The organism is Streptomyces actinomycinicus, assembly GCF_016741775.1.
Lineage (GTDB): Bacteria > Actinomycetota > Actinomycetes > Streptomycetales > Streptomycetaceae > Streptomyces > Streptomyces actinomycinicus.
Window position 1 is genome coordinate 497,776 of record NZ_JAERRK010000002.1, and the last position, 25,216, is coordinate 522,991.

21 protein-coding genes are annotated in these 25,216 nt (G+C 70.1%); 7 read left to right on the top strand and 14 right to left on the bottom strand.

The annotated features are described in order from the left end of the window. Positions 1-111 precede the first annotated feature (111 nt). From JK359_RS06315 to JK359_RS06340, 6 genes are read left to right on the top strand one after another with little or no spacing between them, the layout of a single operon-like run. Positions 112-900, top strand: coding sequence for a GntR family transcriptional regulator (locus JK359_RS06315; protein ID WP_201832431.1), 789 nt, complete (start codon positions 112-114; stop codon positions 898-900). Positions 901-947: 47 nt separating this feature from the next. Further along, positions 948-1,175: a 4Fe-4S dicluster domain-containing protein gene (locus JK359_RS06320; protein ID WP_030347217.1), complete on the top strand. Its 228-nt coding sequence runs from the start codon at positions 948-950 to the stop codon at positions 1,173-1,175. A 10-nt stretch (positions 1,176-1,185) separates the two neighbouring features. Then, positions 1,186-2,529, top strand: a complete 1,344-nt coding sequence (locus JK359_RS06325; RefSeq protein WP_201832437.1) for an ABC transporter substrate-binding protein — start codon at positions 1,186-1,188, stop codon at positions 2,527-2,529. Continuing rightward, the gene (locus tag JK359_RS06330) at positions 2,526-3,440 is read left to right on the top strand and encodes an ABC transporter permease (RefSeq protein WP_236677325.1); all 915 of its coding nucleotides are present in this window, start codon (positions 2,526-2,528) and stop codon (positions 3,438-3,440) included. The genes JK359_RS06325 and JK359_RS06330 overlap by 4 nt, the downstream gene beginning before the upstream one ends. Beyond that, positions 3,424-4,212, top strand: coding sequence for an ABC transporter ATP-binding protein (locus JK359_RS06335; protein WP_201832439.1), 789 nt, complete (start codon positions 3,424-3,426; stop codon positions 4,210-4,212). The genes JK359_RS06330 and JK359_RS06335 overlap by 17 nt, the downstream gene beginning before the upstream one ends. An 11-nt stretch (positions 4,213-4,223) precedes the next feature. After that, on the top strand, positions 4,224-6,989 hold the full coding sequence (locus tag JK359_RS06340; RefSeq protein ID WP_201832441.1) for a fumarate reductase/succinate dehydrogenase flavoprotein subunit: 2,766 nt from the start codon (positions 4,224-4,226) through the stop codon (positions 6,987-6,989). Between the two features lie 43 nt (positions 6,990-7,032). Here JK359_RS06340 and recQ read toward each other — a convergent pair whose 3' ends face one another. Then, positions 7,033-9,048 (bottom strand): DNA helicase RecQ, encoded by a 2,016-nt coding sequence (gene recQ / locus JK359_RS06345; protein WP_201832443.1) that lies wholly within the window; start codon positions 9,046-9,048, stop codon positions 7,033-7,035. A gap of 84 nt (positions 9,049-9,132) precedes the next feature. Here recQ and JK359_RS06350 point away from each other — a divergent pair, with 84 nt between their 5' ends. After that, positions 9,133-9,435 carry a hypothetical protein gene (locus tag JK359_RS06350; protein WP_201832809.1) on the top strand — a complete coding sequence of 101 codons (303 nt, stop codon included), beginning with the start codon at positions 9,133-9,135 and terminating at the stop codon, positions 9,433-9,435. A 74-nt stretch (positions 9,436-9,509) separates the two neighbouring features. On the opposite strand, the gene nuoN is transcribed toward JK359_RS06350, so the two are convergent. From nuoN to JK359_RS06415, 13 genes are read right to left on the bottom strand one after another with little or no spacing between them, the layout of a single operon-like run. Beyond that, a complete protein-coding gene (gene nuoN / locus JK359_RS06355; protein WP_201832445.1) occupies positions 9,510-11,159 on the bottom strand; it encodes an NADH-quinone oxidoreductase subunit NuoN in 1,650 nt (549 codons plus the stop codon). Then, positions 11,156-12,727: an NADH-quinone oxidoreductase subunit M gene (locus JK359_RS06360; protein WP_201832447.1), complete on the bottom strand. Its 1,572-nt coding sequence runs from the start codon at positions 12,725-12,727 to the stop codon at positions 11,156-11,158. Before JK359_RS06360 ends, nuoN begins: the two co-directional genes overlap by 4 nt. A 5-nt stretch (positions 12,728-12,732) precedes the next feature. Beyond that, the gene (nuoL, locus tag JK359_RS06365; RefSeq protein ID WP_201832449.1) at positions 12,733-14,679 is read right to left on the bottom strand and encodes an NADH-quinone oxidoreductase subunit L; all 1,947 of its coding nucleotides are present in this window, start codon (positions 14,677-14,679) and stop codon (positions 12,733-12,735) included. Positions 14,680-14,694: 15 nt separating this feature from the next. Next, positions 14,695-14,994: an NADH-quinone oxidoreductase subunit NuoK gene (gene nuoK, locus JK359_RS06370; protein WP_028420845.1), complete on the bottom strand. Its 300-nt coding sequence runs from the start codon at positions 14,992-14,994 to the stop codon at positions 14,695-14,697. Next, the gene (locus tag JK359_RS06375; RefSeq protein ID WP_201832451.1) at positions 14,991-15,833 is read right to left on the bottom strand and encodes an NADH-quinone oxidoreductase subunit J; all 843 of its coding nucleotides are present in this window, start codon (positions 15,831-15,833) and stop codon (positions 14,991-14,993) included. Before JK359_RS06375 ends, nuoK begins: the two co-directional genes overlap by 4 nt. Beyond that, positions 15,830-16,480 carry an NADH-quinone oxidoreductase subunit NuoI gene (nuoI, locus tag JK359_RS06380; protein WP_201832452.1) on the bottom strand — a complete coding sequence of 217 codons (651 nt, stop codon included), beginning with the start codon at positions 16,478-16,480 and terminating at the stop codon, positions 15,830-15,832. Before nuoI ends, JK359_RS06375 begins: the two co-directional genes overlap by 4 nt. Further along, the gene (gene nuoH, locus JK359_RS06385) at positions 16,473-17,837 is read right to left on the bottom strand and encodes an NADH-quinone oxidoreductase subunit NuoH (protein WP_201832454.1); all 1,365 of its coding nucleotides are present in this window, start codon (positions 17,835-17,837) and stop codon (positions 16,473-16,475) included. The genes nuoI and nuoH overlap by 8 nt, the downstream gene beginning before the upstream one ends. Next, positions 17,834-20,338: an NADH-quinone oxidoreductase subunit G gene (locus tag JK359_RS06390; protein ID WP_201832457.1), complete on the bottom strand. Its 2,505-nt coding sequence runs from the start codon at positions 20,336-20,338 to the stop codon at positions 17,834-17,836. Before JK359_RS06390 ends, nuoH begins: the two co-directional genes overlap by 4 nt. Beyond that, positions 20,335-21,684, bottom strand: coding sequence for an NADH-quinone oxidoreductase subunit NuoF (nuoF, locus tag JK359_RS06395; RefSeq protein ID WP_201832459.1), 1,350 nt, complete (start codon positions 21,682-21,684; stop codon positions 20,335-20,337). The genes JK359_RS06390 and nuoF overlap by 4 nt, the downstream gene beginning before the upstream one ends. Continuing rightward, positions 21,681-22,550: an NADH-quinone oxidoreductase subunit NuoE gene (gene nuoE / locus JK359_RS06400; RefSeq protein WP_201832460.1), complete on the bottom strand. Its 870-nt coding sequence runs from the start codon at positions 22,548-22,550 to the stop codon at positions 21,681-21,683. The genes nuoF and nuoE overlap by 4 nt, the downstream gene beginning before the upstream one ends. Further along, positions 22,547-23,887: an NADH-quinone oxidoreductase subunit D gene (locus JK359_RS06405; RefSeq protein WP_201832461.1), complete on the bottom strand. Its 1,341-nt coding sequence runs from the start codon at positions 23,885-23,887 to the stop codon at positions 22,547-22,549. The genes nuoE and JK359_RS06405 overlap by 4 nt, the downstream gene beginning before the upstream one ends. Then, positions 23,884-24,657 (bottom strand): NADH-quinone oxidoreductase subunit C, encoded by a 774-nt coding sequence (locus JK359_RS06410; RefSeq protein ID WP_201832462.1) that lies wholly within the window; start codon positions 24,655-24,657, stop codon positions 23,884-23,886. Before JK359_RS06410 ends, JK359_RS06405 begins: the two co-directional genes overlap by 4 nt. Then, complete coding sequence (locus tag JK359_RS06415) at positions 24,654-25,208, bottom strand: NuoB/complex I 20 kDa subunit family protein (RefSeq protein ID WP_007383964.1); 555 nt, start codon at positions 25,206-25,208, stop codon at positions 24,654-24,656. Before JK359_RS06415 ends, JK359_RS06410 begins: the two co-directional genes overlap by 4 nt. Positions 25,209-25,216: the final 8 nt, after the last annotated feature.

Consider the following 25,216-nt stretch of genomic DNA (forward strand, 5'->3'; position numbering starts at 1 on the left):
TTGCCCGTTCGGCGGGAAAATCCGCAGCTCAGAGGGCTGATGCGGGACCGCCCTCCTGGCGCAACACTGCGGCAACACCTTCTTCCCTACCTGTTGGGTATGGTTCCGGCCATGCCAGCCACCGACCGCCTCCGAGACCACGCCGGGCAGGGCGCCGCGACCACCGTCGCCGCCCACCGCGCGCGGCGCCGGCTGCGTGCGGACCGGGCCCGGCAGCTCGCCGACCTGCTGCGCCGGCAGATCCTCACCGGCGCTTTCCCGAACGGCCCCCTTCCCCACGAATCGTCCCTCGCCACCGATTACCGGGCCTCCCGCAACACCGTCCGCCAAGCCCTGGACCTGCTCCGGTCCGAAGGCCTGGTGGACCGGCTGCCCGGAGTCGGCACCGTCGTCGTCGCCCGTAAGTACCCGCACGGGCTCGACCGTCTAATGGGCCTCGCGGAAACCCTTCGCGAACACGGCCGCGTCACCAACGAGGTCCGCACCATGGGCCCCGCCCCCGCACCCGTCCCCGTGGCCGAACGCCTCCGCGTCCCCGCCGGCGCCGACGTCCTCTGCATCGAACGCCTGCGCCGCCTCAACGGCCTCCCGCTCTCCCTCGACCTCACCTACATCCCGCTCGACATCGGCACCGCCCTGCTCGACGCCGACCTGGAGAACACCGATGTCTTCCGGCTCCTGGAAGCCATCACCGGCCGGCCCCTCGGCCACGCCGAGATCACCCTGGAAGCGTTGAACGCGGACGCCCACTCCGCCGCCGTGCTCCAGGCCCCGCGCGGCTCCGCCGTGCTGATGCTGGAACGCCTCACGCACCTCGCCGACGGCCGCCCGGTCGACCTGGAGTTCATCCGCTTCCGCGGCGACCGCATCACCATGAGCGGCCTGCTCCACCGGTCGTAGTACACCCGCCGCATACATCCCTGCCTGCACGTTTCCTGGAGACAGCCATGCCCTTGGCGCCCCAGCGGGCCGACGTGCCCGTGACCATCGACGAGTCGAAGTGCATCGACGGCTGCACCCTCTGTGTGGACATGTGCCCGCTGGACTCCCTCGCCATCGACGAGAGCAGCGGCAAGGCGTACATGCACGTCGACGAGTGCTGGTACTGCGGCCCGTGCGCTGCGCGCTGCCCCACCGGGGCCGTCACGGTCAACATGCCCTACCTGCTGCGGTGAGAGGTACACCATGAAACGCACGGCAGTCGCCCTGTCCGCCGCCACGCTCCTGCTCCCCCTGTCCGGCTGCGGCGGCAGCGCCGAGGCGGGCAGCGGCTCCACGGTCACCGTGACCGTCGGCTATCAGTCCAAGACCATCAACACCGTCACCGCGGGAACCCTGCTGCGCTCCCTCGGATACTTCGAGAAGCAGCTCGATTCCCTGCACGACGGCCACACCTACAAGGTCGACTGGCAGGACTACGCCACCGGCGCCCCGATCACCGCCCAGATGACCGCCGGGAAGATCGACATCGGATCGATGGGCGACTTCCCGCTGCTCCTCAACGCGGCCCGCGGCAGACAACTCGGGCGCCCCACCCATCTGGTGTCGGTCACCGGCTACAACCTGCGCGGCGGCCTGAACACCGTCGTCACCGCACCGGACTCCCGGCTCACCTCCCTGAAGGACCTGAAGGGCAAGAAGGTCTCCACGAGCGTCGGCTCAGCCGCCGACGGCACCCTCGTACGCGCCCTGCAACGCGCCGGCATCGACCCGGACAAGGGGATCGCCAAGCTCAACCAGCAGCCGGCGGTGGGAGCGTCCGCCCTGTCCGCCGGCAGCGTGGACGCGCTGTCGCAGTTCGTGGCGTGGCCAGGCCTGCTCGCCTACCAGGGCAAGGCGAAGGCCCTGTACGACGGTGCCCAGCTGAACCTGCCCACATTCCACGGTGTCACCGCCCGCGAGGACTTCGCCCGGCAGCACCCGGCCGTCCTCGAAGCGTTCCTGAAGGCCCAGGCCCAGGCGACGGATTACCTCGACGCACAGCCCGTCCACGCGGCCGAGAAGGTCGCCGAGGCCACCGGCCTGCCGGCGGAGGTCGTCTACCTCTACAACGGCGCCCACGGCATCGCCACCTTCAACCCGGCCATCACCCCCCGGCTCGTCTCCGCACTGAAGCAGGACGTGTCCGTGCTCAAGGCCGCCAAGCTGACCGGTGACGTGGACGTGGACTCCTTCGTCGACGACCGGTACGTGAAGAAGGCCCTGGGCACGTCGTACACCCGGCGGCTCAACGCGCCGCCGCGACCGGCCGCGAGCGAGGTGTGGGCCAAGGGCAGTGACAAGGCCGTCCCGTACAAGACGCCGAAGGAGTTGCTGGCCCACCTGGCCGCACACCGGGACGGCATCCGCGCCGCCTACGTACCCGACACCACCACCGGCACCCTCTGGTTCGCCGACAAGGCGGTCTGGGTGGCCGACGGCGCCCGGCTGCTGCCCTTCGTCGCACCGGCGACCGCGCAGGCCTACGTCTCCGCCCACAGCGGTGCCCGTACGGTCTCGTACCGTGAGGCTCTGGAGCGCGCCTCATGACCCGACGGCCCCTGTCCCGGTATGCGCTGCGGATCGCTTCGCCGGCCGCCGCCCTCGGGCTGTGGCAACTGCTGACCAGCCTGGACATCGACCTGTGGCTGCGCTTCTCGCAGTTCCCGACGGTCACCGACGTCGCCCATGCCTTCGCGAACCGCGTCTCCGGCGACGACTACTGGACCGACCTCACCGACAGCCTCACCCGCATCCTGACCGGCTTCCTGCTGGCGGCCGTGCTCGGCGTGGCGACGGGCGTGCTCGTGGCCCGCTCCCGCCTGGCCGAGGACCTGCTCGGCCCACTGCTCGAAGTCGTCCGGCCGATCCCGGCCATCGCCCTCGTCCCGGTCGCGATCCTGCTGTTCCCCTCGAACGAGCAGGGCATCGTCTTCATCACCTGCACCGCCGCCTTCTTCCCGGTGCTGGTGTCCACCCGGCACGCGGTCCGCGCGCTGACGCCGGTGTGGGAGGAAGCGGTGCGCACCATGGGCGGCGGCCGGCTCCGGATCCTGCGCTCGGTCGTACTGCCGGGCGCGCTGCCCGGCATCTTCGGCGGACTGTCCGTCGGCATCGGCGTGTCGTGGATCTGTGTGATCTCCGCCGAGATGATCTCCGGCCAGTACGGGGTCGGCTACCGCACCTGGCAGGACTACACGGTGCTCGACTACCCGGGTGTCTTCGTCGGCATGGTCACGATCGGCGTGCTCGGCTGGATCACCTCGACGGCCGTGGAACTCCTCGGCCGCCGGCTGACCCGCTGGCTGCCCCGCACCTCGTACGTTCCCGGGGGGCGCCCCCGCGTGCCCCGGCCGGTCACCGCCCCCACTCGCCCCGACGACGACACCGAGCACCAGCCCGAGCCCGAACAGCAGGGCCAGGAGCACGCCGAGGAGGCCCGCGATGAGCACCTCGTCTGAGACCGTCACCGCTTCCGCGGCGGCGGCACCGCAGACCCTGCGCGGCACTCGGCTCGCCTTCCGCGGCACCGTGCTCGGCCGCCCGGACGCCCCGGTCCTCGACGGCGTCGACCTGGAGGTGGCCCCCGGCGAGATCCTGACCGTCGTCGGACCCTCGGGCTGCGGCAAGTCCACGCTGCTGCGCACGCTCGCGGGGCTGCTGCCGCCGCTGGGCGGCACGGTCGAGGCGGACGGCAGCCCGCTGACCGGGCCGTCGGCCGATCGTGCGCTCGTCTTCCAGGAGGACGCGCTGCTGCCCTGGCGCACCTTGCGTGGGAACGTCGAACTCCCGCTGGCCATCAGGGGTGTACCCCGCGCCGAACGGCGGTCCCGGGCCGAATCGTGGCTCGCGCGGGTGGGGCTCAGCGAGCATGCGGGGCAGCTGCCGCACCGGGTGTCCGGCGGGCAGCGCCAGCGCGCCCAGTTGGCCCGCGCCCTGGCGGACAGTCCGCGCGCCGTCCTGATGGACGAGCCCTTCGGCGCCCTCGACGCCCAGACCCGCTCCGGCATGCAGGACCTGCTGGTGGAGGTGTTGCGGGGCACGGGCGCGACCGTCGTGTTCGTCACGCACGACGTCGACGAGGCCCTCTTCCTCGGCGACCGCGTGGCCCTGCTCGGCTCGGGCCGCGTCACCGCCGTACGCGGGGTGCCGCGTCCCCGGGACCGTGCTGCCCTCGACGATCCGGCCCGCGCGGCACTGCGCCGCGACATCCTCTCCTCGCTCGGCTCCTGAAAGGCACCCCGGTGACCACCCCCGCGCCCACCCCCCTGGAGATTCCCGCCCTCACCGACGCCGAGGAGCTGACCTGCGACGTCCTCGTCATCGGCGGCGGCACCGCCGGGACCATGGCCGCGCTGACCGCCGCCGAGCGCGGCGCGAACGTGCTGCTGCTGGAGAAGGCCCACGTCCGGCACTCCGGTGCGCTCGCCATGGGCATGGACGGCGTCAACAACGCGGTCATCCCCGGTCGTGCCGAACCCGACGACTACGTGGCCGAGATCACCCGCGCCAACGACGGCATCGTCGACCAGTCCACCGTCCGCCAGACGGCCACCCGCGGTTTCGCCATGGTGCAGCGGCTGGAGTCGTACGGGGTCAAGTTCGAGAAGGACGAGCACGGTGAGTACGCGGTCCGCCAGGTCCACCGCTCCGGCTCGTACGTACTGCCGATGCCAGAGGGCAAGGACGTCAAAAAGGTCCTGTACCGGCAGTTGCGGCGGCGCGAGATGCGGGAGCGGATCAGGATCGAGAACCGGTTGATGCCGGTCCGGGTCCTCACCGTCGGCGGGCAGGCCGTGGGCGCCGTGGGGTTCCACACGCGTACCGGCGCCTTCGTCACCGTCCGCGCGGGCGCGGTGATCCTCGCGACCGGCGCCTGCGGCAGGCTCGGCCTGCCCGCCTCCGGTTACCTCTACGGCACCTACGAGAACCCCACCAACGCCGGTGACGGGTACGCCATGGCCTACCACGCGGGCGCCGAACTGACCGGGATCGAGTGCTTCCAGATCAACCCGTTGATCAAGGACTACAACGGTCCGGCCTGCGCCTACGTCGCCAACCCCTTCGGCGGCTACCAGGTGAACCGGCACGGCGAGCGGTTCGTCGACTCCGACTACTGGTCGGGGCAGATGATGGCCGAGTTCGCCGCCGAGGTCGCCGGCGACCGCGGCCCGGTCTACCTGAAGCTCAGTCATCTGCCCGAGGAGTCGGTCTCCGCCCTCGAGTCCATCCTGCACTCCACCGAACGGCCCACCCGCGGCACCTTCCACGCCGGCCGGGGGCACGACTACCGCACCCACGACATCGAGATGCACATCTCCGAGATCGGCCTGTGCGGCGGCCACTCCGCCTCCGGTGTCCGTGTCGACGAACGGGCCCGTACCACCGTGCCCCGCCTGTACGCGGCCGGTGACCTCGCCTGCGTCCCGCACAACTACATGATCGGCGCCTTCGTCTTCGGTGACCTCGCGGGTGCGGACGCCGCCCGGTACAGGGCGTACGACGGTGAGCTTCCCGCGGACCAGGTGCGTGAGGCGCACGAGTTGATCTACCGTCCGCTGCGCAACCCGGACGGCCCGCCGCAGCCCCAGGTCGAGTACAAGCTGCGCCGCTTCGTGAACGACTACGTGGCACCGCCGAAGTCCGGCACGCGGCTGTCCCTCGCCCTGGAGGCCTTCGAGCGGATGCGTGCCGACGTCGCCGCGATGGGTGCCCGCACCCCGCACGAGCTGATGCGCTGCGCCGAGGTCACCTTCATCCGCGACTGCGCGGAGATGGCCGCCCGTGCCTCCCTGGCCCGTACCGAGTCCCGCTGGGGTCTCTACCACGACCGTCTCGATCACCCCGGGCGTGACGACGTCTCCTGGTTCCACCATCTCGATCTGCACAAGTCCCCCTCTGGTGCGATGGAGTTCACGGCTCGTCCCGTGGCTCCCTATCTGGTGCCGATGGAGGAGTTCACGCCTGTCGGCGGCCCCTCCCGGCGGTTGGGCGAGGTTCTTCCCGAACATGTGGCCACGGCAGGGCCGCGCGAGGTGGCGCCGGTGGCCGCGGGGCCGGCGTCCGCGCGTGCCACCGCTCCCGGTGAGCGGGCCGGCGCCCCCAAAACCGCTTCTCCCCGGCTCCTGGAGCTGCTGGAGCTGGCCGAGGCGGAACCCGAACTGGCCGAGCTGGGCCCCTACTTGGCCGACCCGGATCCCGCTGTCCGCCGTACGGCCGTCTCGGTGCTCACCGAGACCGTGCCGTCCGGCACGGGGCAGGTCCTGGCCGGTGCGCTCGCCGACTCCGACGCCGAGGTCCGGGCGACGGCCGCGGCATCACTGCGTGAACTCGTCGAGACGCTGCCGCCCGACCCGGCCCTGGGCGCGGCCCTCACCGATGCGCTCGCCGTGGCGGATCCCGTGGTCCGGGCCGCCGCTCTGGACGTGCTGCGGGCGCTGCGGCTGGGCGAGGCCGCGGTGTTCGCGGCGGCGCTGGACGACGCCGACATCGCCGTCCGCACCGAGGCCGTACGGGCGCTCGTCTCGGTCGACGCGGTCCGGCCGCTGGCGGGTGCCGCGGACGATCCCTCCCGGGAGGTCCGGGTCACCGTGGCCAAGGCCCTGGCCGTCGTCGCCCCGGCGCCCCTGGCCACGGCCGACCGGGCCCTGCTCGACGCCGCCCTGGACCGGCTCGCCGGGGACGGCGACCCGCTGGTGCGCGGGGCCGCGCTCGGGGCACTGGCCGTCACCGGCTGCCCGGAGCCGCTCGCCGCCCGTGCCGTGGCCGCTCTGTCCGAACCGGCTTGGCAGGTACGGGCCGGTGCCGCCACCGCGCTGTCGGTCGCACCCGCCGGCACGGCCGTACCCGCCCTGGCCAAGGCCCTCGCCGATCCGAACGCCGACGTGCGCAAGGCGGCCGTGCTGGCGCTGACGCGACACCGTGCGTCGGCGGAGGCCCGTGCCGCCCTCGCCACGGCCACGGCCGACTCGGACGCTGATGTCAGGGCCTACGCGGCGCGCGGCCTGTGACGCTCCCCGCAGCGTTTCCGGCAGGACCGCTGTGCCCCGTCGGCTATATCCAGTCGTCCGGCTCCGGTTCCTCGTGCGGCTCCGGCCAGTCGGTGTCCGGCACGTCGGCAGCGGGGGCCGGAATGGTGGCCGGGGCCGGGGTGGCCGTCGGGGCCGGGCTGTCGAGGGAAGCCAGCGCTTCCAGGACCCCTTCCCCGTAGGTGGCCAGTTTCTTCTCGCCGACGCCGCTGATCGTGCCCAGCTCGCGCACCGAACCGGGCCACTGGGTGACGATCTCCCGCAGGGTGGCGTCGTGGAAGATGACGTACGCGGGAACCCCTTGTTCCCGGGCCTGGTCGGCGCGCCAGGCGCGCAGGGCCTCGAAGGCGGGGAGCAGTGCGTCGGGCAGCTCGGCCGCGGCGGCCTTGGCCTTGCGCTCGCCCCCGGAGGCGCCCGCCGACCTCGACCGGGACACGGCCGGCTTCTTCGGCTCCTTGCGCAGCGGCACCTCGCGCTCGCTGCGCAGTACCGAGCCGCTCGTCTCGGTGAGCACGAGGGTGCCGTACTCGCCCTCGACCGCGAGCAGTCCCTGGGCCAGCAGCTGCCGGATGACGCCCCGCCATTCGGCCTCGGTGAGGTCGGCTCCGATACCGAAGACGGACAGCTGGTCGTGGTCGAACTGGATGACCTTGCCGGTGCGCTTGCCGAGCAGGATGTCGACGATCTGCACCGCGCCGAACTTCTGTCCGCGTTCCCGCTGCAGCCGGACCACCGTCGACAGCACCTTCTGTGCGGCGATCGTGCCGTCCCAGGTCTCCGGCGGGGTGAGGCAGGTGTCGCAGTTGCCGCAGCCCGCCGGCTCGGGGTCCTGCCCGAAGTAGGCGAGCAGCTGACCGCGGCGGCACCGGGCGGTCTCGCACAGCGCGAGCATGGCGTCGAGGTGGGCGGCGGCCCGGCGGCGGAACGCCTCGTCGCCCTCACCGGACTGGATCAGCTTGCGCTGCTGTATGACGTCGTTCAGGCCGTACGCCATCCAGGCCGTGGACGGCAGGCCGTCGCGGCCGGCGCGGCCGGTCTCCTGGTAGTAGCCCTCGATCGACTTGGGCAGGTCGAGGTGGGCGACGAAGCGGACGTCTGGCTTGTCGATGCCCATGCCGAAGGCGATGGTCGCGACCACGACCAGGCCGTCCTCGCGCAGGAACCGGGACTGGTGCGCGGCGCGGATGCCCGCGTCCAGGCCCGCGTGGTAGGGCACCGCCTCGATGCCGTTGGCGGTCAGGAACTCCGCCGTGCGCTCGACCGAATTGCGGGAGAGGCAGTACACGATGCCGGCGTCACCCGTGTGCTCCTCCCGGAGGAAGGCGAGCAGCTGCTTCCGGGGGTCGGCCTTGGGCACGATCCGGTACTGGATGTTGGGCCGGTCGAAGCTGGCGACGAAGTGGCGGGCCGTCGGCAGGTTCAGCCGCTGGGTGATCTCCTGGTGGGTGGCGCGGGTGGCCGTGGCGGTGAGGGCGATCCGCGGGACGTCCGGCCAGCGCTCGCCGAGCAGGGACAGGGTGAGGTAGTCGGGGCGGAAGTCGTGCCCCCACTGGGCGACGCAGTGCGCCTCGTCGATCGCGAAGACGGAGATCTTGCCACGGGAGAGCAGGTCCAGCGTGGTGTCCAGGCGCAGCCGCTCCGGCGCCAGGTACAGCAGGTCCAGTTCGCCGGCCAGGAACTCGGCCTCGACGACGCGCCGCTCGTCGAAGTCCTGCGTGGAGTTGACGAAGCCGGCGCGGACGCCGAGGGCGCGCAGGGCGTCGACCTGGTCCTGCATGAGGGCGATCAGCGGTGAGACCACCACGCCGGTGCCGGGCCGGACCAGGGCCGGGATCTGGTAGCACAGCGACTTGCCGCCGCCGGTCGGCATGAGGACGAGGGCGTCACCGCCCGCGACCACGTGCTCGATGATCGCCTGCTGCTCGCCCCGGAAGGCGTCGTATCCGAAGACCCGGTGCAGCGTGGCCAGCGCCTCGCTGTCGGCCGCGCCCGGCCCCTCGGTCACCTGTGGCATCTCGCTGATCCCGCCCGTCGCGCCCATCGTCCTGTCCCCCGCCGGTCCCCCGTGTGTCGTCTCTCGACCGCTGCCTCCACCATAGGGGCCAGGACCGACAGCCTCGCAGTTATCCACAGGCTGACCCCGCCGGAAGGCGGCTGGACCGGCGACGACCTGGACCGCCTCCCGAATCTTCCTCCGCACCCGGAATTGATCGACGGGATCCTGGTCTTCGCGAGTCCGCAGACGATGTTTCGCGTGCGTGCTGTGAGCTTCTTCGAGTGGGGCTCCAGTCGCTGGCGCCGGAGGAATACGACGACCGGCACCTTCACCGGCACCGGCATCTACCGCGACCGGATGAAGCTGGACGTCCCGTTTCCGCTGGACCTCGACCTCACGCAGATCAAGCCACGCCGCGACAGGTATCAGTGAGCCATGGAGAACACACCGCTGCCCGGCACCCTTCCGAACGCGGGTGCCGGGCAGCGGCATGAGGACGGTGACCGTCAGCGCACGAAAACGCCCGCCTGTCCGGCCAGGTCCAGGAAGTACTGCGGTGCCACACCGAGGACCAGCGTCACCGCGACACCCATGCCGATCGCGATCATGGTCAGCGGGGACGGGACGGCGACGGTCGGGCCTTCCGGCTTCGGCTCGCTGAAGAACATCAGCACGATCACGCGGATGTAGAAGAACGCCGCGATCGCCGAGGAGATCACACCGACCACGACCAGCGGGACCGCGCCGCCGTCCGCCGCCGCCTTGAAGACGGCGAACTTTCCGGCGAAGCCGGAGGTCAGCGGGATGCCCGCGAATGCCAGCAGGAAGATCGCGAAGACCGCCGCCACCAGGGGCGAGCGGCGGCCGAGTCCGGCCCACTTGGACAGGTGGGTCGCCTCGCCGCCCGCGTCCCGTACCAGCGTGACCACGGCGAACGCGCCGATCGTCACGAAGGAGTAGCCCGCCAGGTAGAAGAGGACGGAGGACACGCCGTCCTTCGACGTGGCGATGACACCCGCGAGGATGAATCCCGCGTGCGCGATGGACGAGTAGGCCAGCAGCCGCTTGATGTCGGTCTGTGTGATGGCGACGATCGCACCGCCCAGCATGGTGATGATCGCGACGGCCCACATGACCGGCCGCCAGTCCCAGCGCAGCCCGGGCAGGACGACGTACAGCAGGCGCAGCAGCGCGCCGAACGCGGCCACCTTGGTCGCCGCCGCCATGAAGCCGGTCACGGGGGTGGGCGCGCCTTGGTAGACGTCGGGCGTCCACATGTGGAACGGGACCGCGCCCACCTTGAACAGCAGGCCCATGACGAGCATGGCGCCGCCGATCAGGAGCAGTGCGTCGTTGCCCATGGTGTTGGCGAGGGCGGGGTCGACGTCGGTGACGGTGCCGTCGACGACCTGCGCGATGCGGGCGTAGGACACCGAGCCCGCGTAGCCGTAGAGCAGCGCGATGCCGAACAGGGTGAACGCGGAGGCGAACGCACCGAGCAGGAAGTACTTGACGGCGGCTTCCTGTGACATCAGCCGCTTGCGGCGGGCGAGCGCGCACAACAGGTACAGGGGGAGGGAGAAGACCTCCAGGGCCACGAACAGGGTCAGCAGGTCGTTGGCCGACGGGAAGATCAGCATGCCGCCGATCGCGAAGAGGAGAAGCGGGAAGACCTCCGTGGTGGTGAAGCCGGCCTTCACCGCGGCCTGTTCGGAGTCGCTGCCCGGTACGGCGGCGGCCTGCGCGGCGAAGGAGTCGACGCGGTTGCCGTGCGCGGCCGGGTCCAGGCGCCGCTCGGCGAAGGTGAACAGGCCGACCAGGCCGGCCAGCACGATCGTGCCCTGCAGGAAGAGGGACGGGCCGTCGACCGCGATGGCTCCCATGGCGGCGACGTGCGCCTTCGTGGTGCCGTAGCCGCCGGCCGCGAGTGCGACGACCGCGGCGAACGCGGCACAGAGTGCGACGACGGAGACGAACACCTGCGCGTAGTACCGGGACTTGCGCGGCACGAACGCCTCGATGAGCACCCCGACCAGCGCTGCGCCGACAACGATCAGGGTCGGCGACAATTGTCCGTATTCGATCTTCGGCGCGTCGATCTTCGAGATCGGTTCGGCCGCGGTTGTCCACAGGCTGTGGACGGCTGCTGCGCTCACTTGGCCGCCTCCACCTCGGGCTTGGGGTCGCTCTTGTGTACGTCGGACATCGTCTGTTTGACCGCCGGGTTGACGATGTCCGTGACCGGCTTCGGGTAGACGCCCAGGAAGATCAGCAACACGATCAGCGGGGCGACGACGACCAGCTCGCGCGCGCGGAGGTCGGGCATCGCCGACACCTCGGGCTTCACCGGGCCCGTCATCGTCCGCTGGTAGAGGACGAGGACGTAGAGCGCGGCGAGGACGATGCCGAAGGTGGCGATGACGCCGATCGCCGGGTAGCGCGTGAAGGTGCCGACCAGGACCAGGAACTCGCTGACGAACGGCGCGAGGCCGGGCAGGGAGAGGGTGGCGAGGCCGCCGATCAGGAAGGTGCCGGCGAGCACCGGGGCGACCTTCTGCACACCGCCGTAGTCGCCGATGAGCCGGGAACCGCGCCGGGAGATCAGGAAACCGGCGACCAGCATCAGCGCGGCCGTGGAGATGCCGTGGTTGACCATGTAGAGCGTGGCGCCGGACTGGCCCTGGCTGGTCATCGCGAAGATGCCCATGATGATGAAGCCGAAGTGCGAGATCGACGCGTACGCCACCAGGCGCTTGATGTCCCGCTGGCCGACGGCGAGCAGCGCACCGTAGACGATGCTGATCAGGGCCAGGACGAGGATCACGGGCGTCGCCCACTTGCTGGCCTCCGGGAAGAGCTGGAGGCAGAAGCGGAGCATCGCGAACGTGCCCACCTTGTCGACGACCGCGGTGATCAGAACGGCGACCGGGGCGGTGGACTCCTGCATGGCATTGGGCAGCCAGGTGTGCAGCGGCCACAGCGGCGCCTTCACCGCGAAGGCGAAGAAGAAGCCGAGGAACAGCCAGCGTTCGGTGCTGGTGGCCATGTGCAGTGAGCCGTTGGTGCGGGCCTGCGCGATCTCCTGGAGGCTGAAGTTCCCGGCCACCACGTAGAGGCCGATCACCGCGGCCAGCATGATCAGGCCGCCGACCAGGTTGTAGAGCAGGAACTTCACCGCTGCGTACGACCGCTGCGTGGCGGCCGCCTCTTCACCGTGCTCGTGGGCACGGTCCCCGAAGCCGCCGATGAGGAAGTACATCGGGATGAGCATGGCTTCGAAGAAGATGTAGAAGAGGAAGACGTCGGTGGCCTCGAAGGAGATGACCACCATCGCCTCGACCGCCAGGATCAGTGCGAAGAACCCCTGGGTGGGGCGCCAGCGGCGGCTGCCGGTCTCGAGCGGGTCGGCGTCGTGCCAGCCGGCGAGGATGATGAAGGGGATCAGTACGGCGGTCAGCGCGATCAGTGCCACCGCGATGCCGTCGACGCCCAGCTCGTACCTGACCCCGAAGTCCTTGATCCAGGCGTGGGATTCGGTGAGCTGGTAGCGGGTGCCGTCCGGGTCGAAGCGGACCAGGACGGTGATCGCCAGGGCGAGTGTGGCGAGCGAGACGAGCAGCGCCAGCCATTTGGCGGCGCTGCGCCGCGCGGCCGGGACGGCGGCCGTGGCGACGGCCCCGATGGCCGGGAGCGCCGCCGTCGCTGTCAGCAGAGGAAAGGACATCGGTATCAGACCGCCCTCATCAGGAGGGTTGCGGCGACCAGGAGTGCCGCACCGCCGAACATCGAGACCGCATAGGAGCGGGCGAAGCCGTTCTGGAGTCGGCGCAGGCGTCCGGACAGGCCGCCGAAGCCGGCCGCCGTGCCGTTGACGACGCCGTCGACCAGGGTGTGGTCGACGTACACCAGGGAGCGTGTGAGGTGTTCGCCGCCGCGGACCAGGACCACGTGGTTGAAGTCGTCCTGGAGCAGGTCGCGGCGGGCCGCGCGGGTGAGCAGCGAGCCGCGCGGGGCGACGACCGGGACGGGTTTGCGGCCGTACTGGGCCCAGGCGATGGCGACGCCGATGACCAGGCAGACCATCGTCGCGCCGGTGACCGCCGCCGCGCTGAGCGGGGAGTCGCCCTCGCTGTGGCCCGTGACCGGCTCCAGCCAGTGCAGGAAGCGGTCGCCGATGCTGAAGAACGCCCCGCCGAAGACGGAGCCGACGGCCAGCACGATCATGGGGATCGTCATGACCTTCGGGGACTCGTGCGGGTGCGGTTCCGCGTGCTCGCCGCGGTGCTCGGCCGCGGGTTCCGCGCTGGGGGCCTGTGGGGAGCGCGTGGGCTGGTTCCTCCAACGCTCCTCTCCGAAGAAGGTCATCAGCATCACGCGCGTCATGTAGAAGGCGGTGATGGCCGCGCCGAGCAGGGCCGCGCCGCCGAGGATCCAGCCCTCGGTGCCGCCCTTGGCGAACGCCGCCTCGATGATCTTGTCCTTCGAGAAGAAGCCGGACAGGCCCGGGAAGCCGATGATGGCGAGGTAGCCGAGGCCGAAGGTGATGAAGGTGACCGGCATGTACTTGCGCAGGCCGCCGTAGCGGCGCATGTCGACCTCGTCGTTCATGCCGTGCATGACGGAACCCGCGCCGAGGAACAGTCCGGCCTTGAAGAAGCCGTGCGTCACCAGGTGCATGATCGCGAAGACGTAGCCGATGGGGCCGAGGCCCGCGGCCAGCACCATGTAGCCGATCTGCGACATGGTCGAGCCGGCCAGTGCCTTCTTGATGTCGTCCTTGGCGCAACCGACGATCGCACCGAAGAGGAGCGTGACCGCACCGACGACCGTGACGGCCAGTTGGGCGTCGGGGGCGGCGTTGAAGACGGCGCCGGAGCGGACGATCAGGTAGACGCCCGCGGTCACCATCGTCGCCGCGTGGATCAGGGCCGAGACCGGGGTCGGGCCTTCCATGGCGTCCCCGAGCCAGGACTGCAGCGGCACCTGGGCGGACTTGCCGCAGGCGGCGAGCAGCAGCATCAGGCCGATCGCGGTGAGCTTGCCCTCGGAGGTGTCACCGGTGTGGCTGAGCACGGGTCCGAAGGCGAAGCTGCCGAAGGTGGTGAACATCAGCATGATCGCGATCGACAGGCCCATGTCGCCGACGCGGTTGACCAGGAAGGCCTTCTTGGCGGCCGTGGCGGCGCTGGGCTTGTGCTGCCAGAAGCCGATGAGCAGGTACGAGGCGAGACCGACGCCCTCCCAGCCGACGTACAGCAGCAGGTAGTTGTCGGCGAGGACGAGCAGCAGCATCGCCGCGAGGAACAGGTTCAGGTAGCCGAAGAAGCGGCGACGCCGCTCGTCGTGCTCCATGTACCCGACCGAGTACAGGTGGATGAGTGAGCCGACGCCCGTGATGAGCAGGACGAACGTCATCGACAGCTGGTCGAGGCGGAAGGTGACGTCCGCCTGGAAGCTGCCGACCGAGATCCACGTCCACAGGTGCTGGGTCAGCGTGCGGTGTTCGGCGTCCTTGCCGAGCAGGTCGGCGAAGAGGATCAGGCCGAACACGAAGGAAGTGGCCGACAGGAGCGTGCCGACCCAGTGGCCGACGCGGTCGAGCCGCCGGCCGCCGAGCAGGAGGACGGCCGCTCCGAGCAGGGGCGCCGCGATGAGCGGCGCGATCAGGTTCTCCACGATTCTTCCGACCCCTTACAGCTTCATCAGGCTGGCGTCGTCGACCGAGGCCGAGTGGCGGGTACGGAACAGCGACACGATGATCGCGAGGCCCACCACGACCTCTGCGGCGGCGACGACCATCGTGAAGAAGGCGATGATCTGGCCGTCGAGATTGCCGTGCATCCGGGAGAAGGCGACGAACGCGAGGTTGCAGGCGTTCAGCATCAGCTCGATACACATGAAGACCACGATGGCGTTGCGCCGGATGAGTACGCCGGTCGCGCCGATGGTGAACAGCAAGGCGGCGAGGTAGAGGTAGTTGACCGGGTTCACTTCGACGCCTCCTCGGGCCGCTTGAACGTCTCCGGTTCGATGGCCGTGCGCTCCAGGCGTTCCTCCGCGCGCTGTTCCAGCGCCCGCAGGTCGTTGAGCGCCTCGGTGGACACGTCGCGGATCTGGCCGCGCTCGCGCAGCGTCTTGCTGACGGTCAGCTCCGACGGGGTGCCGTCGGGCAGCAGGCCCGCGATGTCCACGGCGTTGTGCCGGGCGTAGACACCGGGGGCGGGCAGCGGCGGGATGTGCGCGCCCTCGCGGATGCGCTGCTCGGACAGCTCGCGCTGCGTTTTGGCGCGCTCGGTGCGCTCGCGGTGGGTGAGCACCATCGCGCCGACGGCGGCCGTGATGAGCAGGGCGCCGGTGATTTCGAAGGCGAAGACGTACTTGGTGAAGATGAGGGCCGCGAGGCCCTCCACGTTGCCGTTGGCGTTGGCCTGGCCGGTGCCGTTGAACTCCTTGAGGGAGGCGTTGCCGATGCCGGCGAGGAGCAGGGCGCCGAAGCCGAGCCCACACAGAAGGGCCAGCCAGCGCTGGCCCTTGATGGTCTCCTTCAGGGAGTCCGCGGCCGTGACACCGACGAGCATCACCACGAAGAGGAACAGCATCATGATCGCGCCGGTGTAGACGACGATCTGCACGATCCCGAGGAAGTAGGCGCCGTTGGCGAGGTAGAACACCGCCAGGACGATCATGGTGCCGGCGAGGCAGAGCGCGCTGTGCACGGCCTTCTTCATGAAGACGGTGCACAGGGCGCCGATCACCGCGACCGTGCCCAGGACCCAGAACTGGAAGGCCTCACCGGTGGAGGTGGTGTAGGCGGCGAGGTGCGTCATCATCGGCCGATCACCTTCTCCGAGGCCGGTTCCTCCTCGCCGAAGGTGGACGCGGCCTCCTGCGGCACCTCGCCCCGGGAGACGGCGACCTGCGGGACCGTGCCGGGCGCGGCCTGGGTCACCAGGCCCCGGTAGTAGTCCTGTTCGTCGGTGCCGGGGAAGATCGCGTGCGGTGTGTCGACCATGCCCTCCTCGAGACCGGCGAGCAGCTGCTCCTTGGTGTAGATGAGGTTGGCGCGGCTGGAGTCGGCCAGTTCGAACTCGTTGGTCATCGTCAGCGCGCGCGTGGGGCACGCCTCGATGCACAGCCCGCACAGGATGCAGCGGGCGTAGTTGATCTGGTAGACGCGGCCGTACCGCTCGCCCGGCGAGTAGCGTTCCTCGTCGGTGTTGTCGGCGCCCTCCACGTAGATGGCGTCGGCGGGGCAGGCCCAGGCGCACAGCTCGCAGCCGACGCACTTCTCCAGGCCGTCCGGATGGCGGTTGAGCTGGTGCCGTCCGTGGAACCGCGGAGCCGTGGTCTTCTTCTGCTCCGGGTACTGCTCGGTCAGCCGCTTCTTGAACATGGCCTTGAAGGTCACGCCGAAGCCGGCCACGGGGTTCTGGAAGCCGGGCGTGCTCTGCCCGGACTCCTGAGGCTCCTCAGCCATCGGACGCCTCCTTTCCATCCGAAGATCCGTCACTGACAGTGTCCGGTCCACCACTGACAATCAGCTCCCGGTCGCGGCGCGAGCGGCGCCTCGGCACCGCCGGAAGCTCCTGTCCGGGCAGCGGCGGTACGGGGAATCCGCCTGCCGTCGCGTCGAAGGCCGCCTGCCCGCCGGCGGGCTCCTCGGCCGTCTTCGCCTTCTCGCGGAACATGTCGGCGATGAAGGAGATCAGCAGCAGGGCGAGGACGCCGCCGCCGACGTAGAGGGCGATGTCGGCGAAGTCGTAGTTCTCGTTGCGCAGGGCTCGTACGGTCGCGACGAGCATCAGCCAGGTCACGGAGACCGGGATGAGGACCTTCCAGCCGAGCTTCATCAGCTGGTCGTAGCGGACGCGGGGCAGCGTGCCGCGCAGCCAGATGAAGAAGAACAACAGCAGCTGGACCTTGATGACGAACCAGAGCAGCGGCCACCAGCCGTGGTTCGCGCCCTCCCAGAAGGTGCTGATCGGCCAGGGGGCGCGCCAGCCGCCGAGGAACAGGGTGGTCGAGACGGCCGAGACGGTCACCATGTTGACGTACTCGGCGAGCATGAACATCGCGAACTTGATCGACGAGTACTCGGTGTTGAAGCCGCCTACCAGGTCGCCCTCGGACTCCGGCATGTCGAAGGGGGCGCGGTTCGTCTCGCCGACCATGGTGACGATGTAGATGATGAAGGAGACCGGCAGGAGCAGGATGTACCAGCGGTCGTGCTGCTGCTCGACGATCGTAGACGTCGACATCGACCCCGAGTACAGGAACACGGAGGCGAACGCGGCGCCCATGGCGATCTCGTACGAGATCATCTGCGCGCAGGAGCGCAGGCCGCCCAGCAGCGGGTAGGTGGATCCGGAACTCCAGCCCGCCAGGACGATGCCGTAGATGCCGACGGAGGCGACCGCGAGGATGTAGAGCATCGCGATCGGCAGGTCGGTCAGCTGCATCGTGGTGCGGTGGCCGAAGATCGAGATCTCGTTGCCGGCCGGGCCGAAGGGGATCACCGCGATCGCCATGAACGCGGGGATGGCCGCGACGATCGGCGCGAGGATGTAGACCACCTTGTCCGCGCGCTTGACGACGAGGTCTTCCTTGAGCATGAGCTTCACGCCGTCGGCGAGCGACTGGAGCATTCCCCAGGGGCCGTGCCGGTTGGGGCCGATGCGCAGCTGCATCCAGGCGACGACCTTGCGCTCCCAGACGATGGAGAACAGCACGGTCACCATCAGGAAGGCGAAGCAGAAGACGGCCTTGACGACCACCAGCCACCACGGGTCGCGGCCGAACAGCGAGAGGTCTTCAGCGGCGAGGTACGTGGTCATGCCTCCACCTCCTTGGGGGTCTCTTCGGCGAGTGCCGCCGGGCCGATGCGGACGAGGGAGCCGGGCCGTGCCCCGGTGTCGGAGGCGACGCCGGTACCGACGGAGTTCAGCGGGAGCCAGACCACCCGGTCGGGCATCTCGGTGATCTGGACGGGGAGTCCGACGGAGCCTGCGGGTCCGGTGACGGCGAGGATTCCGCCGTCCCGGACGCCCACTTCGGCGGCGGTCGCCGCGGACACGCGCGCGCGTGCGGCGTGCCGGGTGCCGGCGAGCGCTTCGTCGCCCTCCTGGAGGACGCCCTGGTCGAGCAGCAGCCGGTGCCCGGCGAGCACGGCCTCGCCGGCGGCCGGGCGGGGCAGTACGCCCGCCAACTCCGCGGGTGCGCCGGCCCGCGGGCCGTCCCAGGGGCCGAGCCGGTCGATCTCCGCGCGCGCGGTGCGCAGATCCGGCAGGCCCAGGTGTACGTCCATGGCGTCGGCGAGCATCTGCAGCACGCGCGTGTCGGTCGGTGCCAGCCGGCGGGTCATCTGGTCGGGCTTGAGCGCGGCCTCGAAGAAGCGGACGCGTCCTTCCCAGTTGAGGAAGGTGCCCGCCTTCTCGGCGACCGCGGCGACCGGCAGGACGACGTCGGCGTGCTCGGTGACCTCGCTGGGCCGCAGTTCCAGCGAGACCAGGAAGCCGACGTTCTCCAGTGCCTCGCGCGCGCGTGCCGGTTCGGGGAGGTCGCCGACCTCCACGCCGGCGACCACGAGTGCCGACAGTTCGCCGTTGCCGGCGGCCTCGACGATCTGGTTCGTGTCACGGCCGTAGCGGAGCGGGAGTTCGGCGAGGCCCCAGACGGCGGCGACCTCTTCCCGCGCGCGCGGGTCGGTCGCCGGGCGCCCGCCCGGCAGCAGCGAGGGCAGCGCGCCCGCCTCGACGGCGCCGCGTTCCCCGGCCCGGCGCGGGATCCACACCAGCGCGGCACCGGTCGAGGTGGCGGCGCGCAGGGCTGCGGTGAGACCGCCCGGGACGCCGGCCAGCCGCTCGCCGACGACGATGACCGCGCCCTCGGCGCGCAGCGCCTCCGCGGCCCGCGTACCGGGGTCCTCCAGGCCGACGCCGCTCGCGAGGGCGTCCAGCCACTCCGTCTCGGTGCCCGGCGCGGCCGGCAGCAGGATGCCGCCCGCCTTCTCCAGACCCCGGGTGGCGTGCGTGGCCAGCGCGAACACCTGCTGCTTGTGCTTGCGCCAGGCCTTGCGCAGCCGCAGGAAGACGCCGGGGGCCTCCTCCTCCGACTCGAAGCCGACGAGCAGCACGGCGGGTGCCTTCTCCAGGGAGGTGTACGTGACGCCCGTACCGTCGAGGTCACGTCCGCGGCCGGCCACCTGGGCGGCCAGGAAGTCGGCCTCCTCGCCGCTGTGCACGCGCGCGCGGAAGTCGATGTCGTTGGTGTCGAGGGCCACGCGCGCGAACTTGCTGTACGCGTAGGCGTCCTCGACGGTGAGCCGGCCGCCGACCAGGACGCCGGCCCGGGAGCGGGCGGCGGTCAGGCCGCGTGCGGCCGCCTCGAGGGCCTCGGGCCAGGAGGCGGGCTCCAGGACTCCGTCGGCGTTGCGCACCAGGGGTGTGCCGAGTCGGTCCTTCGTCTGTGCGTACCGGAACGCGAAGCGTCCCTTGTCGCAGATCCACTCCTCGTTGACCTCGGGGTCCTCGGCGGCGAGCCGCCGCATGACCTTGCCGCGCCGGTGGTCGGTGCGGGTGGCGCAGCCGCCCGAGCAGTGCTCGCACACCGACGGCGAGGAGACGAGGTCGAAGGGACGGGAGCGGAAGCGGTAGGCGGCCGAGGTGAGGGCGCCGACCGGGCAGATCTGGATGGTGTTACCGGAGAAGTACGACTCGAACGGGTCGCCCTCCCCGGTGCCGACCTGCTGCAGTGCGCCCCGCTCGAGCAGCTCGATCATCGGGTCGCCCGCGACCTGGTTGGAGAAGCGGGTGCAGCGGGCGCACAGGACGCACCGCTCGCGGTCGAGGAGCACCTGGGTGGAGATCGGTACGGGCTTCTCGTAGGTGCGCTTCTTGCCGTCGAAGCGGGACTCGGCGTTGCCGTGCGACATCGCCTGGTTCTGCAGCGGGCACTCGCCGCCCTTGTCGCAGACCGGGCAGTCCAGCGGGTGGTTGATGAGCAGCAGCTCCATCACGCCGTGCTGGGCTTTCTCTGCGACGGGCGAGGTGAGCTGGGTCTTGACGACCATGCCGTCCGTGCAGGTGATCGTGCAGGACGCCATCGGCTTGCGCTGGCCCTCGACCTCGACGATGCACTGGCGGCAGGCACCGGCCGGGTCCAGGAGGGGATGGTCGCAGAACCGCGGGATCTCGATGCCGAGCTGTTCGGCGGCCCGGATGACCAGGGTGCCCTTGGGCACGCTGATCTCGATGCCGTCGATCGTCAGCGTGACGAGGTCCTCCGGCGGGACCGCCGCCTGCCCCCCTCCGGTGGGGGCGCTGGTGGTCACGGTCATGCGTTCACCTCCGGGCGGTCCGCCCAGGCCGTCGACTTGGCCGGGTCGAAGGGGCAGCCCCGGCCCGTGATGTGCTGCTCGTACTCCTCACGGAAGTACTTCAGCGAGGAGAAGATCGGGGATGCGGCGCCGTCACCGAGGGCGCAGAAGGACTTGCCGTTGATGTTGTCGGCGATGTCGTTCAGCTTGTCGAGGTCGGACATGACGCCCTTGCCGGCCTCGATGTCCCGCAGCAACTGCACCAGCCAGTACGTTCCTTCACGACAGGGCGTGCACTTGCCGCAGGACTCGTGGGCGTAGAACTCGGTCCAGCGGGTCACGGCGCGCACCACGCAGGTCGTCTCGTCGAAGCACTGCAGCGCCTTGGTGCCGAGCATGGAACCGGCGGCACCGACGCCTTCGTAGTCGAGGGGGACGTCGAGGTGTTCGTCGGTGAACATCGGTGTGGAGGAGCCGCCCGGGGTCCAGAACTTGAGGCGGTGCCCGGGCCGCATGCCGCCGCTCATGTCGAGGAGCTGGCGCAGGGTGATGCCGAGCGGGGCCTCGTACTGGCCGGGGCTGGCGACATGGCCGCTGAGCGAGTACAGCGTGAAGCCCGGGGACTTCTCGCTGCCCATCGACCTGAACCAGTCTTTGCCGTTTTTCAGGATGGCGGGAACTGACGCGATCGACTCGACGTTATTCACCACAGTCGGGCAGGCGTAGAGGCCTTCCACCGCAGGGAAAGGGGGACGGAGCCGCGGTTGACCACGGCGGCCTTCGAGCGAGTCCAGGAGTGCGGTCTCCTCACCGCAGATGTACGCGCCGGCGCCCGCGTGCACGGTGAGCTGGAGGTCGAGTCCGCTGCCCAGGATGTTCTCGCCGAGGTAGCCCGCCGCGTAGGCCTCGCGCACGGCCTCGTGCAACCGCCGCAGAACGGGGACGACTTCACCACGCAGATAGATGAAGGCATGAGACGACCGGATGGCATAGCACGCGATCACAATGCCCTCGATGAGGCTGTGCGGGTTCGCGAAGAGGAGCGGGATGTCCTTGCAGGTGCCCGGCTCCGACTCGTCGGCGTTGACAACTAGATAGTGCGGTTTTCCATCACCCTGAGGAATGAACTGCCATTTCATTCCCGTCGGGAATCCCGCGCCGCCGCGGCCGCGCAGCCCGGAGTCCTTGACGTACGCGATCAGGTCGTCCGGTGACATGGCGAGCGCCTTGCGGAGCCCCTCGTACCCTTCGTGCCTCCGGTAGACGTCCAGGGTCCAGGACCGGTCCTCGTCCCAGAAGGCCGACAGCACGGGTGCGAGCAGCTTCTCGGGGCTCGTGTCCTTGAGTTCGGCTGCCACGGTCATCACTCCCCCTCCTCGGCGGTAGGCCCTGCTGGGTGGGACGGGTCGGAGGCCGATGTCTCCTGCGGCGCGTCATGAGAGCTGAGGTGCTCGGCCGGGGACGGCTCGTGCACCCGGTCCTGCGGTTCGTCTTGCGGACCGCCGTCGCGCGGATGGACCACGCGCGCGGGTGCGGCCTCTCCCCTTGCCAGGCGAAGGCCCACCAGCGACGCGGGTCCCGCACTGCCGCTCTCCTCGACGGCCCCGGGCCGCTCGTCGGGGAAGCCGGCCAGAATCCGCGCGGTCTCCTTGAACGTGCACAGGCGCGCGCCGCGCGTGGGCTCCACGGGGCGTCCCGCACGCAGGTCGTCGACCAGGCGCTTGGCGCTGCCCGGCGTCTGGTTGTCGAAGAACTCCCAGTTGACCATCACGACCGGCGCGAAGTCGCAGGCCGCGTTGCACTCGATGTGCTCCAGGGTGATCGTGCCGTCGTCGGTGGTCTCGCCGTTGCCGACGCCGAGGTGTTCCTGGAGGGTCTCGAAGATCGCGTCGCCGCCCATCACCGCGCACAGCGTGTTGGTGCAGACGCCGACCTGGTAGTCACCGGAGGGCTTGCGCCGGTACATGGTGTAGAAGGTGGCGACGGCGGTGACCTCGGCCGTGGTCAGGTCCAGCATGTCCGCGCAGAACTGCATGCCGGTGCGCGTGACGTGGCCCTCCTCCGACTGCACGAGGTGGAGCAGCGGCAGCAGGGCGGAGCGGGAGTCCGGGTAGCGCGCGATCACCTCGCGCGCGTCCGCCTCCAGCCGGGCCCGGACCTCGTCCGGGTACGCGGGGGCGGGCAGTGCGGGCATGCCCAGGCTGACGCCCCGCTCCGAAGAAGAGGTGGTCACCGGTCGACGCCTCCCATCACGGGGTCGATGGACGCGACGGCGACGATGACGTCGGCGACCTGGCCGCCTTCGCACATCGCCGCCATGGCCTGCAGGTTGGTGAAGGACGGGTCGCGGAAGTGGACCCGGTAGGGGCGGGTGCCGCCGTCGGAGACGGCGTGCACGCCTAGTTCGCCCTTGGGGGACTCGACGGCCGCGTAGGCCTGTCCCGGCGGGACGCGGAAGCCCTCGGTGACCAGCTTGAAGTGGTGGATCAGGGCCTCCATGGAGGTACCCATGATCTTCTTGATGTGGTCGAGGGAGTTGCCGAGCCCGTCCGGTCCCAGGGCGAGCTGGGCGGGCCAGGCGATCTTCTTGTCGGCGACCATCACCGGGCCGGGCTGGAGCCGGTCCAGGCACTGCTCGACGATCCTGAGCGACTGGCGCATCTCCTCCAGGCGGACCAGGAAGCGGCCGTAGGCGTCGCAGGTGTCGGCGGTCGGGACGTCGAAGTCGTACGTCTCGTAGTCGCAGTACGGCTGGGTCTTGCGCAGGTCGTGCGGCAGACCGGTGGAGCGCAGGATCGGGCCGGTGGCGCCGAGGGCCATGCAGCCGGCCAGGTCGAGGTAGCCGATGTTCTGCATGCGGGCTTTGAAGATGGGGTTCCCGGTGGCGAGCTTGTCGTACTCCGGGAGGTTCTTCTTCATCTTCTTCACGAACTCGCGGATCTGGTCCACCGCACCGGGGGGCAGGTCCTGGGCGAGTCCGCCGGGCCGGATGTACGCGTGGTTCATGCGCAGGCCGGTGATCAGCTCGTAGAGGTCGAGAATCATTTCACGATCACGGAATCCGTAGATCATGATCGTGGTGGCGCCCAGCTCCATACCGCCGGTGGCGATGCACACCAGGTGGGAGGACATCCGGTTCAGCTCCATCAGGAGCACCCGGATGATCTTGGCCCGCTCGGTGATCTGTTCCTCCAGGCCGAGGAGCTTCTCGACGGCCAGGCAGTAGGCGGTCTCGTTGAAGAAGGACGTCAGGTAGTCCATGCGCGTGACGAAGGTGGTGCCCTGCGTCCACGTGCGGTACTCGAGGTTCTTCTCGATGCCGGTGTGCAGGTAGCCGATGCCGCAGCGGGCCTCGGTGACCGTCTCGCCCTCGATCTCCAGGATCAGGCGGAGCACTCCATGGGTGGACGGGTGCTGAGGACCCATGTTGACGACGATGCGTTCGTCGTCGGCGCGGGCCGCGGTCTGGACGACCTCGTCCCAGTCGCCACCGGTGACCGTGTACACGGTGCCCTCGGTGGTCTCGCGCGCGGATGCGGCCGACGCGGCGGATGCTGACTGCGTGCTCACGAGTACGACCTCCGCTGGTCCGGAGCCGGGATCTGGGCGCCCTTGTACTCGACGGGGATGCCGCCGAGGGGGTAGTCCTTGCGCTGCGGGTGGCCCTGCCAGTCGTCCGGCATCATGATCCGCGTCAGGGCCGGGTGACCGTCGAAGACGATCCCGAAGAAGTCGTAGGTCTCGCGCTCGTGCCAGTCGTTGGTCGGGTAGACGGAGACCAGGGACGGGATGCGCGGGTCGCCGTCGGGGGCGCTCACCTCGAGGCGGATCAGCCGGTTGTGGGTGATCGAGCGCAGGTGGTAGACGGCGTGCAGCTCGCGGCCCTTGTCGTGCGGGTAGTGGACACCGCTGACGCCGGTGCACAGCTCGAAGCGCAGGGCCGGGTCGTCGCGCAGGGTGCGGGCGACGCGGAGCAGGTGCTCGCGTTCGATGTGGAAGGTCAGCTCGTCGCGGTCGACGACCGTCTTCTCGATGGCGTTCTCGGGGAGGAGTCCCTGTTCCTCCAGGGCGCCTTCCAGTTCGTCTGCGACCTCGTCGAACCAGCCGCCGTAGGGGCGGGTGGCGGGTCCGGGGAGCCGGACCGAGCGGACCAGGCCGCCGTAGCCGGAGGTGTCGCCGCCGTTGGCGGCGCCGAACATGCCGCGCTGGACGCGGATCTCCTCGCCGCCCTGGCCGCGCTGGCCGGGGAGGTTGGAGGCGGAGAGGTCCTTCTCGGGGTTCACCCCGTTCGAGGATCCGTTCGCCCCGTTGACGCCGTGGGTGCCGTTCGCGTCGCTCACCGCAGCAGCCCCTTCATCTCGATCGTGGGCAGGGCCTTGAGCGCCGCCTCCTCCGCCTCGCGGGCCGCTTCCTCGGCGTTCACGCCGAGCTTGGAGGACTGGATCTTCTGGTGGAGCTTGAGGATCGCGTCCATCAGCATCTCGGGGCGCGGCGGGCAGCCGGGCAGGTAGATGTCGACCGGGACGATGTGGTCGACGCCCTGGACGATCGCGTAGTTGTTGAACATGCCGCCCGAGGAGGCGCAGACGCCCATGGAGATCACCCATTTCGGGTTGGGCATCTGGTCGTAGACCTGCCTCAGGACCGGCGCCATCTTCTGGCTGACCCGGCCGGCGACGATCATGAGGTCGGCCTGGCGCGGTGAGCCGCGGAAGACCTCCATGCCGAAGCGGGCCAGGTCGTAGCGGCCCGCGCCGGTGGTCATCATCTCGATGGCGCAGCAGGCCAGGCCGAAGGTGGCCGGGAAGACGGACGCCTTGCGCACCCAGCCCGCGGCCTGCTCGACGGTGGTGAGCAGGAAACCGCTCGGCAGCTTTTCTTCGAGTCCCATGTCTTTAA

Excerpts from the sequence above, each read along its gene's own strand:
- JK359_RS06315 (WP_201832431.1), top strand. The coding sequence starts at position 112 with ATGCCAGCCACCGACCGCCTCCGAGACCACGCCGGGCAGGGCGCCGCG.
- JK359_RS06320 (WP_030347217.1), top strand. The coding sequence starts at position 948 with ATGCCCTTGGCGCCCCAGCGGGCCGACGTGCCCGTGACCATCGACGAG.
- JK359_RS06325 (WP_201832437.1), top strand. The coding sequence starts at position 1,186 with ATGAAACGCACGGCAGTCGCCCTGTCCGCCGCCACGCTCCTGCTCCCC.
- JK359_RS06330 (WP_236677325.1), top strand. The coding sequence starts at position 2,526 with ATGACCCGACGGCCCCTGTCCCGGTATGCGCTGCGGATCGCTTCGCCG.
- JK359_RS06335 (WP_201832439.1), top strand. The coding sequence starts at position 3,424 with ATGAGCACCTCGTCTGAGACCGTCACCGCTTCCGCGGCGGCGGCACCG.
- recQ (WP_201832443.1), bottom strand. The coding sequence starts at position 9,048 with ATGGGCGCGACGGGCGGGATCAGCGAGATGCCACAGGTGACCGAGGGG.
- JK359_RS06360 (WP_201832447.1), bottom strand. The coding sequence starts at position 12,727 with ATGTCCTTTCCTCTGCTGACAGCGACGGCGGCGCTCCCGGCCATCGGG.
- JK359_RS06375 (WP_201832451.1), bottom strand. The coding sequence starts at position 15,833 with ATGATGACGCACCTCGCCGCCTACACCACCTCCACCGGTGAGGCCTTC.
- nuoI (WP_201832452.1), bottom strand. The coding sequence starts at position 16,480 with ATGGCTGAGGAGCCTCAGGAGTCCGGGCAGAGCACGCCCGGCTTCCAG.
- nuoH (WP_201832454.1), bottom strand. The coding sequence starts at position 17,837 with ATGACCACGTACCTCGCCGCTGAAGACCTCTCGCTGTTCGGCCGCGAC.
- JK359_RS06390 (WP_201832457.1), bottom strand. The coding sequence starts at position 20,338 with ATGACCGTGACCACCAGCGCCCCCACCGGAGGGGGGCAGGCGGCGGTC.
- JK359_RS06415 (WP_007383964.1), bottom strand. The coding sequence starts at position 25,208 with ATGGGACTCGAAGAAAAGCTGCCGAGCGGTTTCCTGCTCACCACCGTC.